Genomic DNA, 12,820 nt, shown 5'->3' with positions numbered 1-12,820 from the left:
TTGGAGAACAGGGGTATTTCGGGCATGACGAATCGTCTCCCCGATGTTTAAATACGTTCGTATGGAAATGAAAGCGGGCCCATGGCACGACCACGCAAAATCGACCGGGATCAGTTGCTGGATGCCGCGGAAGAGATCGTCCGGCACAAGGGTGCCGCGGCGCTGACCATCGACGCGCTGGCCCGCGCCTGCGGCATCACCAAGGGCGGCGTCCAATACAGTTTCCGCAGCAAGGATGAGATCCTGGACGCCATGTTCGAGCGCTGGTCGGCAGATTACGACCGGCGTTTCGATGCGCTGCTCGGTGCCTCCGACGATCCCGCCCTCCGCATCGCCGCGCATCTGACCGCGACGCATCAGGGGGATCAGGCGCTTTATGCCAAGGCGGCCAGCCTGATGGCGGCCCTGCTGCAAACGCCCGAGGATCTGGAAAGCACACGGACATGGTATCGCAACAGGCTGGCGGGCGTGGACGTCTCGACGCTGACGGGACGCAGGCAGCGGCTGGCCTTTCTGGCAAGCGAGGGAACGTTCCTTCTGCGCTTCATGCACTTCATGCAGATCGACGATGACGAATGGGATCAGATATTCGCCGATATCAAGAAGCTGTCGAAGGGCGAGATCTGATAGGGCAGGGTGGATGTCGTCGATCACACAGCCTAGTTGACGTATTTCTCCGGATCGACGCTGTCGAAGCCCTGTCGCACCTCGAAATGGACAAAGCCGCCGCCGCCCGCCTTGCCCAGCGGCTGGCCCGAGGTCACGGTATCGCCCTTTTTCACCTCCAGCGCATTGTCCAGCCCGGTATAGACCGTCATCAGATTGCCGGTATGGCGCACGACGACGATGGGCACGCCCGAGGTGTCCTTGGTCACGGCCGCAACCGTGCCGCTGCCCGCAGCCTTGACCGGGGCGCCGGCGGTGGCAGAGATGTCGATGCCGTCATTCTTGCCCTTGTCATAGACGCGGATGATCGAGCCGGAGACCGGCATCTGGAACTGCCCGCCGCTGCTGGCCGCCGTGCGGGTCGCGCCCAGATTGGTTTCGGGCGCCTTCGGGCCGGGATCGCCTGCAGTGGCCGTTTTTTCATCGGGCAGGGGCTCAGAGGATGAGGGCGGGCGCGGTGTCGGGCTGCCTGCGCCCGGCGCGGTGGTGCCATCAGCCTTGGCGGCGGGGGGGGATTGCCCCGCGACCGGGATCATCAGCCGCTGGCCCACGCGCAGCGACATGTTCGCGGGCAGGCTGTTCCATTCGGCCAGATCCTGCACATTGGTTCCGTATTTCCGGGCGATCGACCATGCCGTTTCGCCCGAGGCCACGACATGCTGACGCGGCTGGGCTGCGGTGCTGGTCGGCGCGGGGGCGGGTTTTTGCGCGGCCGTTGCGGCCTGTGGCTGGCCCGCGAAGGGATCGGCAACCGCTGCCGTGCCGCCGCCGCCACCCGTCCCCGCCGCCACGCGGCGCGGCAGGACCAGCGGCTGGCCTGTATTCAGCGTCGCATCGGCGGGCAGGGCGTTATACTGCGCCAGCTCATTCGCGTTCAGGCCAAGCCGCTGCGCGATCTTGGCGGGCGTGTCGCCCCGGCCGGCAATGACCACCTGATAGTCGGGGAAGTTGATCAGACCGCGACTGTCAGGGGCAGGGCGGGGCGCTGCGCGCGCGGCGGCATCCGCCGTGTTCAGCCCGCCCGGCGCCCAGCGGCGGAAATCCGGATCGAAGGCGCCATTCGCGCCGCATGATGCCAATAGGGAAAGGGCTGCGCCCGCAGCCAACCATTTGAAATTTCTGCTCATCCTGTCGTCCTCATGTCCGGTTGCGCGGAAGGGGGCTATGTCTGTCCCAGCCCCTCGACCAGTGGCACAAAGCGCACCTGTCGCAATTCGTCATAGTCAAAGCCTGTCTCGGTCCGGGTCACGCGGATCAGCGTCTGCACTGCATCCGACTGTCCGACCGGCACCACCATGATACCGCCGATCTTCAACTGTGCCAACAGCGGGCCGGGCGGATCCTCGGCTGCGGCGGTCACAAGTATGCGGTCGAAGGGCGCCTGATCGGGCAGGCCGCGCGAGCCATCGGCAATCTGCGCGGTGATATTGGACATGCCAAGCTGCTGGAAGATCGCCTCGGCCTCTTGCACCAGACGGCGATGGCGGTCGACGGTATAGACCCTGCGGCACAGGCCCGACAGCACCGCCGCCTGATAGCCCGAGCCTGTCCCGATCTCCAGCACGGTATCGCGCTGCCGGGGCGCAAGCGCCTGTGTCATCAACCCCACGACCGACGGCTGGCTGATCGTCTGTCCGCAGGGGATCGGCAATGGCGTATCCTCATAGGCGCGATCCGAGAACTGACCACGGATGAACAGGCCGCGATCCACGCGCTCCATCGCCTCCAGCACACGCGGATCCGTCACCCCGCGCGAGCGCAGCTGGAACAGAAAGCGCATCTTGCGTTCGGCGGGGCTGTCCTCTTCGTGATCGTCGGCGTTCATTGCTCTGCCCCGTTCTGAGGTGGCTTGCCCTGCAGCGAAGCCTGCAGGCCGGTCAGCGATGCGTGGCAGGTCAGATCCGCCCGCATCGGCGTGACCGAGATATAGCCGTCCATATTCGCCGCGACATCGCTGCCGCTGACGGCGGGCGCATTTTGCGCGCCGCCGACCGCCCACATGAAGCGGCGACCATTGGGCGCGGTATAGGGCTGGACCCCGAAATTGGTGCCCCGCCTGCGGCCCTGCGGCGCGGCGCGGGTGCCGCGCACGCCATCAGCGGCGACCGGCGGGAAATTCACGTTGTAGAACAGGCGGTAGTCGTCATCCTGACCCCAGTTCCCGTGATCCAGAATCCTCCCGACCAGGGCGGCGCCATGGATGCGCGAGGCGTCGAAGGGATCATCCAGCTTCGCGGTTGCCGGTCCCAGATATTGCGACAGGGCAATGGCGGGAATGCCCTGCAACGCGGCCTCCAGCGCAGCGCCGATCGTGCCGGAATAGACCACGTTTTCGCCCGCATTATTGCCGCGGTTCACGCCCGACAGCACCAGATCTGGCAATTGCCCGACCATGATGTCGTAAATGGCGGCCAGGACGCAATCGGCGGGGCTGCCCTCGGCCGCATATCGGCGTGGCGCCAGTTCCGCCACCATGGTGGGATGGGCATAGCTGATGCAATGGGCGACGCCCGATTGTTCGAAGGCGGGGGCGACGACCCAGACCTCGCCGTCAGCTCCGGCAAGCTCGGCGGCGATCTGTTCCAGAACCTTCAGGCCCGGCGCGTTGATGCCGTCGTCATTGGTGATGAGGATGCGCATTCTGCCCCCGTGCCAGCTCGGGCACGCCCGCAGGCGCGCAACCCGATACAAAAAATCTTCCGTATCTTTGCTTACCGAGCCACGCGCGGCGCTTCAAGCCATTGACACCGCACCGAAAGCGGTTTGACCTGTCGCCGCCCGCGTTGCATCCTGACGCGAACGCAAATGGCGCGAGAGATATGCAGATTTACCTGCCCATTGCCGAAGTTTCGGTGAACGCATTTACGCTGATCGGTCTTGGCGGGCTGGTCGGACTGATGAGCGGCCTTTTCGGTGTCGGAGGCGGCTTTCTGATCACGCCCTTGCTGTTCTTCATCGGCATCCCGCCTCCGATCGCGGTGGCGACGGGCGCAAATCAGGTCGTGGCCTCGTCCGTCTCGGGGGTGCTGGCCCATGTCAAACGCAAAAGCGTCGATTTCCGAATGGGCGGCGTGCTGCTGGTTGGCGGGCTGATCGGCTCTTTCCTCGGGGTGATCGTCTTCAACATCCTGCAAAGTCTGGGCCAGATCGATCTGGTCGTGCAGCTTTGCTATGTGGTGTTTCTGGGGCTGATCGGGCTGATGATGCTGCAGGAAAGCATCCGCACCATGCGGCGGTCCAAGAACCCGACCTATCGCAAGCGTCTGCACCAGCATAACTGGGTGCATAAATGGCCGCTGAAGATGAAATTCCGCGCCTCGGGGCTGTATATCAGCATTTTCCCTCCGCTTCTGGTGGGGGTGGCCGTCGGTGTGCTGGCGGCGATCATGGGCGTGGGCGGCGGTTTCATCATGGTGCCCGCGATGATCTATCTGCTGGGCATGCCGACCAAGGTGGTGGTGGGCACATCGCTGTTCCAGATCACCTTCGTGACCGCCTTCACGACGCTGATGCATGCCGTCAGCTATAATACCGTGGATGTGATGCTGGCGGTGCTTCTGATCATCGGCGGCGTGGTCGGCGCGCAGATCGGCACGCAACTGGGCGCCAAGCTGCGGGCCGAGCAATTGCGGATCCTGCTGGCGCTGCTGGTGCTTCTGGTCTGTGGCAAGCTGGCCCTGGACCTGTTCCTGACGCCCGATGACCTTTACGAAATCACGGCGGGAGTGAAGTGATGCGCGCGCTGCTATCCGTTCTGGCCGCGACCTGCCTGGCAATGCCGCTTTGGGCGCAGGACAGCTCTGAACCGCTGATCGAGCGTCAGGGCAGCCCGACCCAGCCCATCTATGACAATCCCAGCGTGCCGGATGCCGAAACCGTCGTGCATCCCGATGAGCAGGTGGTGGCGGGCCTCTCCAGCGACTCGGTTGCCATCACGGCCAGCTTCGACGGCTCTGACATCCTGATCTACGGCGCGGTCAAGCGCGAAACCGCGATCCCGCCCGGCCCGCCCATCGAGGTGATCATCACCGTCGAGGCCCCCTCTGGCAGCGCCACCGTCTGGCGCAAGGAGCGTAAGGCGGGCATCTGGGTCAATGCCCAATCCGTGCGCATCGCCGCCGCGCCCAGCTTTTATGCCGTGGCGACCTCGGGGCCGCTGGATCAGATCCTGCGCCCGGAATGGGACAATCGCTACCGGATCTCTCTGACCCATGCGATGCGCGCCTTTGCCGGGCGGGAAGACGTCGACAGCACCGTTCCCTTTACCGAGGCGCTGCTGCGCATCCGTAAGGGCGAGGGGCTGTACCGGCTGGATGAAAACGCGGTCTCGATCATCGACCAGACCCTGTTCCGCGCCGATGTCCGCCTGCCCGCAAACCTGATCGAGGGCGCCTACAAGACCCGCATCTTCCTGTTGCGCGACGGCCGCGTGGTCGACGCCTTCGTCGCGCCGATCACCGTCAGCAAGGTCGGGCTGGAGCGCTGGCTGTACCGCCTGGCCTTCGATCAGCCGCTGATCTACGGGCTGATGTCGCTGGCCGTCGCAGTCATCGCCGGCTGGGGCGCCTCCGCTGCATTCCGAAGCTTGCGCAGGGCGTGATGGGAATTTTCTGTGAGCAGCAGATGGCGGCTATGCGGGACGAAGTGAGCTTTTGCTGTGGCTGCACCAAAGTCGGGTTTGAAGAAACGACAAAGATAAAAACGGTCTGTTTTGACGCTGCATCGCGGCGGTGAGAGAGGCTCGTAAGCCTCCCTCACACTAATCATACGCCCCAGTAATACTTCAAAAGCGCAAGTGTGATGGATAAGATCAGACAGATCTCTGATTTGCCCACGCCCGGTCTCCTTCTTTGCGAGGCTGGTGGGCGTTTCGCACCTCTCCAGCCCGATTAGGGGTTGAAAAGAGTGCGCCCAGCGGCCGCGGCGCTTGAGGACGACCTCGGGCACGTTCACATAAAGTGAACGGCCTGCGGAAATATGCTCCGAAGCACGGCTACGCGAGAAGATAGCAGCGCGGACGCCATTATTCAAGAGGGCAACGGCCGAGTCACATTGTCTGTGAGTGACGAAAGCGGTCGTTTTTGGCACGCGACCGCACGTTGCCGAGATCGCAAGGAAATCTCGTGCCACAAACCCTTGGCGAAACCTGTTTTGGTTCTGTCACGTTTTTGGCCACGTTCAGGCAAGCCGACATTAGGACGACGCGCAACATCTGCCAAAACGGGCTCAAAGCCGCCGTTGCTGCCTACTGCCAACATACAATGTTCTGCACTATAAAAAGGCCCCGCGCGATGGCGGGGCCTTCCTCCTCCCGTGATGCGGCGCTGATCCCTCCACTGATCTGCGCCGCCGGGTTGGATCACTTGGCGATCAGTTCGGCCTGTCGTACGATCACCTCAGCCTGCTTGATCGAGGCGATATCGACAAGCCGACCCTTATAGACTGTTGCGCCCGCCCCGGACTTCTTGGCCTCTTCCATCGCCGCAAGGATTTCGCGTGCTTCGGAAACGGCGGCCTCGGAGGGAGAGAAGACCTCATTTGCCAGGGCGACCTGACTGGGGTGGATGGCCCATTTGCCGACCATGCCCAATGTGGCCGAGCGCAGGGCCTGGGCGCGGAAGCCCTCGCTGTCGCTGAAATCGCCGAAGGGGCCGTCGACGGGCAGCACGCCATGGGTGCGGCAGGCGGCGACGATCTTGGCCTGTGCCCAATGCCAGGGGTCGGACCAGTATTTCTGCCCCTCGCGATGCATGTAGTAGTTTTCCTGGGTGCCACCGATGCCGGTCGTGGCCATGCCCATCGAGGCGGCGAAATCGGCTGCGCCGAGGCTGATCGCCTCCATCCGGGGCGAGGCAGCGGCGATCTCTTCGACATGGCAGATGCCCGCGGCGCTTTCGATGATCGCCTCGAACCTGATCGGCTTCTTGCGGCCCCTGGCCTTTTCGACCGCCGTGACCAGCGCATCCACGGCATAGATATCGCTGGCATTCCCGGCCTTGGGGATCATGATCTGGTCCAGCCTTTCGCCGGCCTGTTCCAGCAGATCGACCACGTCGCGATACCAATAGGGCGTGTCGAGGCCGTTGATGCGCACCGACAGGGTCTTGTCGCCCCAATCCACATCGCCGATCGCCTGGACGACATTGCGGCGGGCCTGATCCTTGTCATCGGGCGCCACCGAATCTTCCAGATCCAGATTGATCACGTCAGCATCGGATTTCGCCATTTTCGCAAACAGGCTGTCGCGAGAGCCCGGGCCGAAAAGCTGGCAGCGATTCAGGCGGGCAGGGGCTTGGGGCTGTATCCGGAAACTCATGCTTGGGTCCAGTTCGTTTAAAAAGTGGCTTGGCAGAGCAATAATCTTTCGCGCCGGATGATGCAACAGGCTTCCCTGCATCACGTGATCCGGCTTGACCTAAAGGCGGTTTGGGCGCAGGACCACATCAAGCTACAGCATCGCCACGGAGGAAGACTGATGACGCGGACCGTTTACGTCAATGGGGAGTATCTGCCCGAGGATCAGGCGACGGTGTCTGTCTTCGACCGCGGCTTTCTGATGGCCGATGGCGTCTATGAGGTGGTCAGTGTGCTCGATGGCAAACTGCTGGATTTCGGCGGGCATATCCGGCGTCTGCAGCGCTCGCTGGATGAATTGCAGATGGATAATCCGCTGAGCGAGGAAGAGTATCTGGAGGCGCATCGGCAGTTGATCGCGAAGAACGGGATAGGCGACGGGCTGATCTATCTGCAGGTGACGCGCGGCAATCCCGGCGATCGCGATTTCGCCTTTCCGCCTGCGGGCACGCGCCCGACCGTGGTGATGTTCACTCAGGCGAAGGCGGGTCTGGCAGATAACCCCGCCGCGAAGACCGGCTGGAAGATCATCAGCGTCGAGGATCTTCGCTGGGCGCGGCGCGACATCAAGACGGTGCAATTGCTGTACCCGTCTTTGGCCAAGATGGAGGCCAAGGCGCGGGGCGTCGATGATGCCTGGCTGGTGGAAGACGGGCTGGTGACCGAAGGGACCTCGAACAACGCCTATATCGTCAAGGGCAACACCATCATCACCCGCGCGCTGAGCAATGATATCCTGCACGGGGTCACCCGGGCCGCCGTGCTGCGCTTTGCCAATGAGGCGCAGATGAAAGTGGAAGAGCGCAGCTTTACCATCGAGGAGTCGCAGGGGGCGGATGAGGCCTTCGTGACCTCGGCCTCTGCCTTCGTGATGCCGGTGGTGGAGATCGACGGGGCGGCGATCGGTTCGGGGCAGGTCGGTCCTGTCGCCACGCGCCTGCGCGAGATCTATGTCGAGGAGATGCGCAAGGCTGCTGTCTGAGGAGTGGTGGCGCTGGCCGGGGGCTGTCTGCCCCCGGACCCCCGAGGATATTTCTGCAAAGAAGATCTCAGAGTTGGGACTCTGCCAGCGTTGCGGTGATCACCGGGGCCAGTCTGGCAGCCCATGCGGCCTGGGTTTCGGCCGTGGCGATCAGGTCGTTGCGCAGCTCGATCAGCAGGTTGGGGCGTTGATGGGCCAGCGCGTGACGGTCGATGGAATCGCCTTGCAGATGGCCCGAATAGGGTTGGTTATCGCCCGTGATCCAGCCCTGATCGCGGCAGGCCTGGACCATGCGTCTGCCGAGCCGGTCGTCCCGGTGCGAATAGAGGATGCCGATTTGCCACGGTCGGGGCGGGCGGCCGCGCAATTGCGGGGTGAAACTGTGAATGGCGCAGATGCAGCGTTGGGGATGTTGCGATGCGATCCGGTCAAGCGCGGCGTGATAGGGGCGGTGCAGGGCATTCAGGCGTTTTTCGCGATCCTCTGGCCCGGCATGTCGATTGGCCGGAATCACCGTGCCGTCATAGAGGCGCATGAGCAGGGTGGGGTCATCCTCGCCCCGGTTCGGGTCGATGACGAGACGCGAGAAATCGGCGAAGATTGCGGGGGCGTTCAATTGGTTGGCGAGTTCGCGGGTGACGCCCGCGGCGCCCGGATCGAAGGCGATGTGGCGCGCCATATCGGCGGCTGCGATGCCCAGCGATCCGCCGCCGATCCAGTCGGGGACGCGGTTCGTGGCGTGGTCGCAGGTGATCAGCCAGCGCGAGGGGCGGTCTTCGCCGCTGGTCCAGAAAGCGGGTTCTGTCATGGCAATTTCATCGGTCATCGTGCAGATTATCTATGCGACCGTAACCGCCGACGCCAGTTGCGCAGGACTGAATTTGCTGCATAGATAGCGCTAAACGTGAAGGGGCGACTTGATGAGACGACATCGTAATGTGAAGATTGTGGCCACGCTGGGCCCGGCATCATCCTCGAAAGAGATGATCAAGGCCTTGTTCGAGGCGGGTGCCGATGTATTTCGCCTGAACATGAGCCACGGCAATCACGACGATCACCGGGCGCGTTACGATACGATTCGCGCGATCGAGGAAGAGACCGGGCGTCCGATCGCGATTCTGGCCGATCTTCAAGGGCCGAAGCTGCGTGTGGGCGCCTTTGCCGAAGGGGCGCATGATCTGGAAGAGGGGATGCGTTTCCGCTTTGATCTGGATGAGGCGCCGGGCGATCAGAACCGGGTGCAGCTTCCGCACCCCGAGATCTTTCAGGCGCTGGAACCGGGCAGCGAATTGCTGGTCAATGACGGCAAGATCCGGCTGCGCGTCGATGAATGCGGATCGGATTTCGCCAATTGCACGGTGACCGTGGGCGGGACGATTTCGGATCGCAAGGGCGTGAACGTGCCCGATGTGGTGCTGCCGCTGGCGGCGCTTTCCGAAAAGGATCGCGCGGATCTGGAATTCGCCTGTCAGCTTGGCGTCGACTGGCTGGCGCTGTCCTTTGTGCAGCGGGCCGAGGATGTCGAAGAGGCCAAGAAGCTGGCCAAGGGCCGGGCTGCGGTCTTGTCCAAGATCGAGAAGCCGGCCGCCGTGCGGGCCTTTGACGAGATTCTGGAAGCCTCGGACGGGATCATGGTGGCGCGCGGCGATCTGGGCGTCGAACTGCCGGTGCATTCGGTGCCGCCGATCCAGAAGCGTCTGGTGCGCAAGTGCCGGGCTGCGGCCAAGCCGGTGATCGTGGCCACCCAGATGCTGGAATCGATGATTGAGAGCCCGATGCCGACGCGGGCCGAGGTCAGCGATGTGGCGAACGCGATCTATGAGGGAACGGATGCGGTGATGCTGTCGGCCGAAAGTGCCGCGGGCAGCTATCCGGTCGAGGCGGTGACGACGATGGATAACGTCGCCCGCTCGGTCGAGGCGGATCAGAACTATCGCAATATCATCGATGCCTCGCGCCATGCCGAGTTGCACAGCGTGGCCGATGCCATCGTGACCGCCGCGCGCGAGATTGCCGAAACCACCGATGTTGCCGCGATCTGCGCCTTCAGCCAGTCGGGTAAGACCATCCGCCTGATCGCCCGCGAACGGCCCCGCGTACCGATCATCGCGCTGAGCCCGCTGGAAGGCGTGGTGCGTCGCATGGTGCTGACATGGGGCACGCATTGCGTGATCACCCCGCAACTGTCGCGCTTCAAGGAGGCGGTGGTCAATGCCACCCGCGCCGCGCGCGATTTCGGTTTCGCAGACGAGACCCGTCAGGTCGTGGTCGTCGCCGGTGTGCCCTTCAACGTGCCGGGTACGACCAATATCGTGCGGATCGCGCCCTGCGATGAGCGTTTGATCTATGCCAGCGATCCGGAATAAGCAGGACGCTATCCTGTTGCGAGCTTAGGGGGATGGCATGACGGATTTTTTGCTTCTTGGCGGGATCGCGCTTTGCGTGATCTCGGTGGTTCTGGCGGTGGTGCAGTTGCTGCGCCTTCAGCCGCCACGGGCCGCGGCGGTGACGTTGATCGTGGGGATCGTGCTGATCTTTGCGGCGGCCTATCTGGATCCGCAGCCGTTTCAGGTCTCGGATATCGGTGAGGCCTGGTCGCAAGTGACGGAAACGGTGCCAGAAAACCCCTGATCCCCCTTGCCAAAAGCCGGGGCTGCGCTTATACGGCGCGCTTCCGACCCGTGCGTCCGGCCAGATGGCATTGCCGAGGCGCGCGTTCACTCTGATCGAAGGAGACGAAAATGCCGAAGATGAAGACCAAATCGGCCGCCAAGAAGCGGTTCTCGTTCACGGCTTCGGGCAAGGTGAAATCCGCCCAGGCCGGCAAGCGCCACGGCATGATCAAGCGGACCACGAAGTTCATTCGTGATGCGCGCGGCACCACCGTCCTGTCGGATGCGGATGCCAAGATCGTCAAGAAATACATGCCCTATAACCGCTGATCGGAGGACTGACAGATGGCACGAGTTAAATCCGGTAAGGTTACCCACGCCCGTCACAAGAAGGTGCTGGACAAGGCCAAAGGTTACTATGGCAACCGTTCGCGCAATTTTCGCACCGCCACGCAGGCGGTCGACAAGGCCAACCAATACGCCACCCGCGACCGCAAGAACCGCAAGCGCAATTTCCGCGCCTTGTGGATTCAGCGAATCAATGCGGCCGTGCGCGCGGTTGATGCCGAGATGACCTATTCGCGCTTCATCAACCTGCTGTCGAAAGCCGGTATTGAAGTGGACCGCAAGGTTCTGGCCGATCTGGCCGTCAACGAACCCGACGCGTTCGGTGCAATCGTCGAAAAGGCGAAGGCTGCGGCCTGACAGGATCGGGTTTTCCTACCCGTTTCCAACTGAACCCTGTCTGACTTACGTCCGGCAGGGTTTTTTCGTGACAGGGTGCGGCGAAACGCGGCAGGCCTATCATTTCTCTGTTTCCTGAAATGTTTGTGCTTATATTCGGGGCATGAAGCAGCGCGAACCGGTCAAGGCACGGCTGAATAAAAAGCCGCTGGGCATCGTCAAGACGGCGATGACGGCGCGTCGCAACGTGCTGGAGATCATTCCCGAACTGGCGCTGTATCAGCCCATCGTGTCGGGAAAGGCCGGCTCGCGCTTTCACATGATCATGGATCCCGAAAGCCTGCGCCATGTGCTGAAAGACCGGGTCGAGGATTATCCGAAATCGCTGACCACCAAGCTGGTCCTGAAGCCCGCCATCGGCAACAGCCTGTTCGTGGCCGAGGGGGCGCAATGGCTGTGGCAGCGCCGGGCCGTCGCGCCGGCCTTTGCCCATCGTCACATGCAGGCGCTTGGCCCGGTGATGAGCGCGGCAGCCCGGGCGTCCTGCCGCAGGCTGTCAGAGGCCAGCGGTCCCGTCGATATCTTTGCCGAGACCGTGGCCGCCACCTTCGAGGTGATCTCGGACGTGACCCTTTCGGGCGGAGACAGCTTTGACCGCGACACCGTTCACCGCAATATCGAGGTCTATATTTCCGAAACCGCCAAGGTCTCGCTTCTGGATGTGATGGCGGCGCCGGCCTGGGTGCCGCGTCTGGGTCGGCTGTTTTCTGGCCGGAAACTGGCCGAGATGAAGCGGATCGCCGATCAGACTATCGCAGCGCGGGCGGCGCGCGCCGATCGTGAGAAGGTGCCCGACCTGCTGGAGCTTCTGCTGGATGCCGAAGACCCGGAAACGGGCCGCGCGATGACGCGGGCCGAGTTGCGCGATAACCTGCTGACCTTCATCGTGGCGGGGCACGAAACCACGGCGCTGACGCTGGCCTGGGCGCTGTATCTTTGCGCCTTCGACCCCGAAGAGCAGGACCGGGCCGCAGATGAGGCGGCTTCGGTTCTGGGCGATCGCATCGCCACGGTCGAGGATCTGCCCCGGCTGACGCTGACCACCCGGATCGTGAACGAGGCGCTGCGCCTTTATCCGCCCGCCGCGTTGCTGCTGCGCACGGCGCGCGTGCCGGACAGGCTTTGCGGACGCGAGGTTCGGGCGGGCGATCAGGTCATGCTGCCCATCTATGCCCTGCATCGAAACCGGCAGTTATGGGACCAGCCCGACATGTTCGCCCCCTCGCGTTTCGAAACCACCCCGGATCGTTTCGCCTTCCTGCCCTTTGGCGCGGGGCCGCGCATCTGCATCGGCGCCAGCTTTGCCATGCAAGAGGCAGTGATCATTCTGGCGACCCTGCTGGCCCGGTTCCGCTTTTCGTCGATTGCCGACAAGGATCCGCAGCCGCGCATGATCCTGACGCTGCGGCCGCATGGCGGGGTCTGGCTGAACGTGGAACGCCGTTGATAGGCCGAGGGATTT

The 12,820-nt window shown here is 63.2% G+C and carries 14 protein-coding genes; 9 read left to right on the top strand and 5 right to left on the bottom strand.

The features are described from left to right. Positions 1 to 81 precede the first annotated feature (81 nt). Complete coding sequence (locus JHX87_RS05135) at positions 82 to 627, top strand: TetR/AcrR family transcriptional regulator (protein ID WP_271882886.1); 546 nt, start codon at positions 82 to 84, stop codon at positions 625 to 627. Between the two features lie 32 nt (positions 628 to 659). On the opposite strand, the gene JHX87_RS05130 is transcribed toward JHX87_RS05135, so the two are convergent. From JHX87_RS05130 to surE, 3 genes are read right to left on the bottom strand one after another with little or no spacing between them, the layout of a single operon-like run. Then, entirely contained in the window at positions 660 to 1,793 is a 1,134-nt protein-coding gene (locus tag JHX87_RS05130; protein WP_271882885.1) for a LysM peptidoglycan-binding domain-containing protein, read from the bottom strand. Between the two features lie 35 nt (positions 1,794 to 1,828). Further along, entirely contained in the window at positions 1,829 to 2,491 is a 663-nt protein-coding gene (locus JHX87_RS05125) for a protein-L-isoaspartate(D-aspartate) O-methyltransferase (RefSeq protein ID WP_271882883.1), read from the bottom strand. Continuing rightward, complete coding sequence (gene surE, locus JHX87_RS05120) at positions 2,488 to 3,306, bottom strand: 5'/3'-nucleotidase SurE (RefSeq protein WP_271882881.1); 819 nt, start codon at positions 3,304 to 3,306, stop codon at positions 2,488 to 2,490. Before surE ends, JHX87_RS05125 begins: the two co-directional genes overlap by 4 nt. Before the next feature lie 179 nt (positions 3,307 to 3,485). On the opposite strand from surE, the gene JHX87_RS05115 reads away from it, so the two are divergent. Next, complete coding sequence (locus JHX87_RS05115) at positions 3,486 to 4,400, top strand: sulfite exporter TauE/SafE family protein (RefSeq protein WP_271882880.1); 915 nt, start codon at positions 3,486 to 3,488, stop codon at positions 4,398 to 4,400. Continuing rightward, a complete protein-coding gene (locus JHX87_RS05110) occupies positions 4,400 to 5,266 on the top strand; it encodes a TIGR02186 family protein (RefSeq protein ID WP_271882879.1) in 867 nt (288 codons plus the stop codon). The genes JHX87_RS05115 and JHX87_RS05110 overlap by 1 nt, the downstream gene beginning before the upstream one ends. A 759-nt stretch (positions 5,267 to 6,025) precedes the next feature. Here the strand turns inward: JHX87_RS05110 and JHX87_RS05105 are convergent. After that, positions 6,026 to 6,982, bottom strand: a complete 957-nt coding sequence (locus tag JHX87_RS05105; RefSeq protein ID WP_271882878.1) for an L-malyl-CoA/beta-methylmalyl-CoA lyase — start codon at positions 6,980 to 6,982, stop codon at positions 6,026 to 6,028. A 159-nt stretch (positions 6,983 to 7,141) separates the two neighbouring features. Here JHX87_RS05105 and JHX87_RS05100 point away from each other — a divergent pair, with 159 nt between their 5' ends. After that, a complete protein-coding gene (locus tag JHX87_RS05100) occupies positions 7,142 to 8,002 on the top strand; it encodes a D-amino-acid transaminase (protein WP_271882876.1) in 861 nt (286 codons plus the stop codon). 67 nt (positions 8,003 to 8,069) lie between these two features. Here the strand turns inward: JHX87_RS05100 and JHX87_RS05095 are convergent, their stop codons facing one another. Further along, positions 8,070 to 8,810: an N-formylglutamate amidohydrolase gene (locus JHX87_RS05095; protein WP_271882874.1), complete on the bottom strand. Its 741-nt coding sequence runs from the start codon at positions 8,808 to 8,810 to the stop codon at positions 8,070 to 8,072. Positions 8,811 to 8,922: 112 nt separating this feature from the next. Here JHX87_RS05095 and pyk point away from each other — a divergent pair, with 112 nt between their 5' ends. The 5 genes from pyk to JHX87_RS05070 all read left to right on the top strand — a co-directional run bounded on the left by pyk (position 8,923) and on the right by JHX87_RS05070 (position 12,805). Continuing rightward, on the top strand, positions 8,923 to 10,368 hold the full coding sequence (gene pyk / locus JHX87_RS05090; RefSeq protein ID WP_271882873.1) for a pyruvate kinase: 1,446 nt from the start codon (positions 8,923 to 8,925) through the stop codon (positions 10,366 to 10,368). A 37-nt stretch (positions 10,369 to 10,405) separates the two neighbouring features. Beyond that, positions 10,406 to 10,633 carry a hypothetical protein gene (locus JHX87_RS05085; protein ID WP_271882871.1) on the top strand — a complete coding sequence of 76 codons (228 nt, stop codon included), beginning with the start codon at positions 10,406 to 10,408 and terminating at the stop codon, positions 10,631 to 10,633. 110 nt (positions 10,634 to 10,743) lie between these two features. Then, positions 10,744 to 10,944, top strand: a complete 201-nt coding sequence (gene rpmI, locus JHX87_RS05080; protein ID WP_187793478.1) for a 50S ribosomal protein L35 — start codon at positions 10,744 to 10,746, stop codon at positions 10,942 to 10,944. Positions 10,945 to 10,959: 15 nt separating this feature from the next. Continuing rightward, a complete protein-coding gene (rplT, locus tag JHX87_RS05075; RefSeq protein ID WP_271882869.1) occupies positions 10,960 to 11,319 on the top strand; it encodes a 50S ribosomal protein L20 in 360 nt (119 codons plus the stop codon). 142 nt (positions 11,320 to 11,461) lie between these two features. Beyond that, positions 11,462 to 12,805 carry a cytochrome P450 gene (locus JHX87_RS05070; RefSeq protein WP_271882867.1) on the top strand — a complete coding sequence of 448 codons (1,344 nt, stop codon included), beginning with the start codon at positions 11,462 to 11,464 and terminating at the stop codon, positions 12,803 to 12,805. Positions 12,806 to 12,820 lie beyond the last annotated feature (15 nt).

The organism is Paracoccus fistulariae (assembly GCF_028553785.1).
GTDB classification, from domain to species: Bacteria; Pseudomonadota; Alphaproteobacteria; order Rhodobacterales; family Rhodobacteraceae; genus Paracoccus; species Paracoccus fistulariae.
Note: the sequence above shows the minus strand (reverse complement) of the source record. Positions and strands in the feature narration are given on the sequence as shown.

Excerpts from the sequence above, each read along its gene's own strand:
- JHX87_RS05095 (WP_271882874.1), bottom strand. The coding sequence starts at position 8,810 with ATGACAGAACCCGCTTTCTGGACCAGCGGCGAAGACCGCCCCTCGCGC.
- rplT (WP_271882869.1), top strand. The coding sequence starts at position 10,960 with ATGGCACGAGTTAAATCCGGTAAGGTTACCCACGCCCGTCACAAGAAG.
- JHX87_RS05125 (WP_271882883.1), bottom strand. The coding sequence starts at position 2,491 with ATGAACGCCGACGATCACGAAGAGGACAGCCCCGCCGAACGCAAGATG.
- pyk (WP_271882873.1), top strand. The coding sequence starts at position 8,923 with ATGAGACGACATCGTAATGTGAAGATTGTGGCCACGCTGGGCCCGGCA.
- JHX87_RS05105 (WP_271882878.1), bottom strand. The coding sequence starts at position 6,982 with ATGAGTTTCCGGATACAGCCCCAAGCCCCTGCCCGCCTGAATCGCTGC.
- JHX87_RS05110 (WP_271882879.1), top strand. The coding sequence starts at position 4,400 with ATGCGCGCGCTGCTATCCGTTCTGGCCGCGACCTGCCTGGCAATGCCG.
- JHX87_RS05135 (WP_271882886.1), top strand. The coding sequence starts at position 82 with ATGGCACGACCACGCAAAATCGACCGGGATCAGTTGCTGGATGCCGCG.
- JHX87_RS05130 (WP_271882885.1), bottom strand. The coding sequence starts at position 1,793 with ATGAGCAGAAATTTCAAATGGTTGGCTGCGGGCGCAGCCCTTTCCCTA.
- surE (WP_271882881.1), bottom strand. The coding sequence starts at position 3,306 with ATGCGCATCCTCATCACCAATGACGACGGCATCAACGCGCCGGGCCTG.
- rpmI (WP_187793478.1), top strand. The coding sequence starts at position 10,744 with ATGCCGAAGATGAAGACCAAATCGGCCGCCAAGAAGCGGTTCTCGTTC.
- JHX87_RS05100 (WP_271882876.1), top strand. The coding sequence starts at position 7,142 with ATGACGCGGACCGTTTACGTCAATGGGGAGTATCTGCCCGAGGATCAG.
- JHX87_RS05070 (WP_271882867.1), top strand. The coding sequence starts at position 11,462 with ATGAAGCAGCGCGAACCGGTCAAGGCACGGCTGAATAAAAAGCCGCTG.
- JHX87_RS05115 (WP_271882880.1), top strand. The coding sequence starts at position 3,486 with ATGCAGATTTACCTGCCCATTGCCGAAGTTTCGGTGAACGCATTTACG.
- JHX87_RS05085 (WP_271882871.1), top strand. The coding sequence starts at position 10,406 with ATGACGGATTTTTTGCTTCTTGGCGGGATCGCGCTTTGCGTGATCTCG.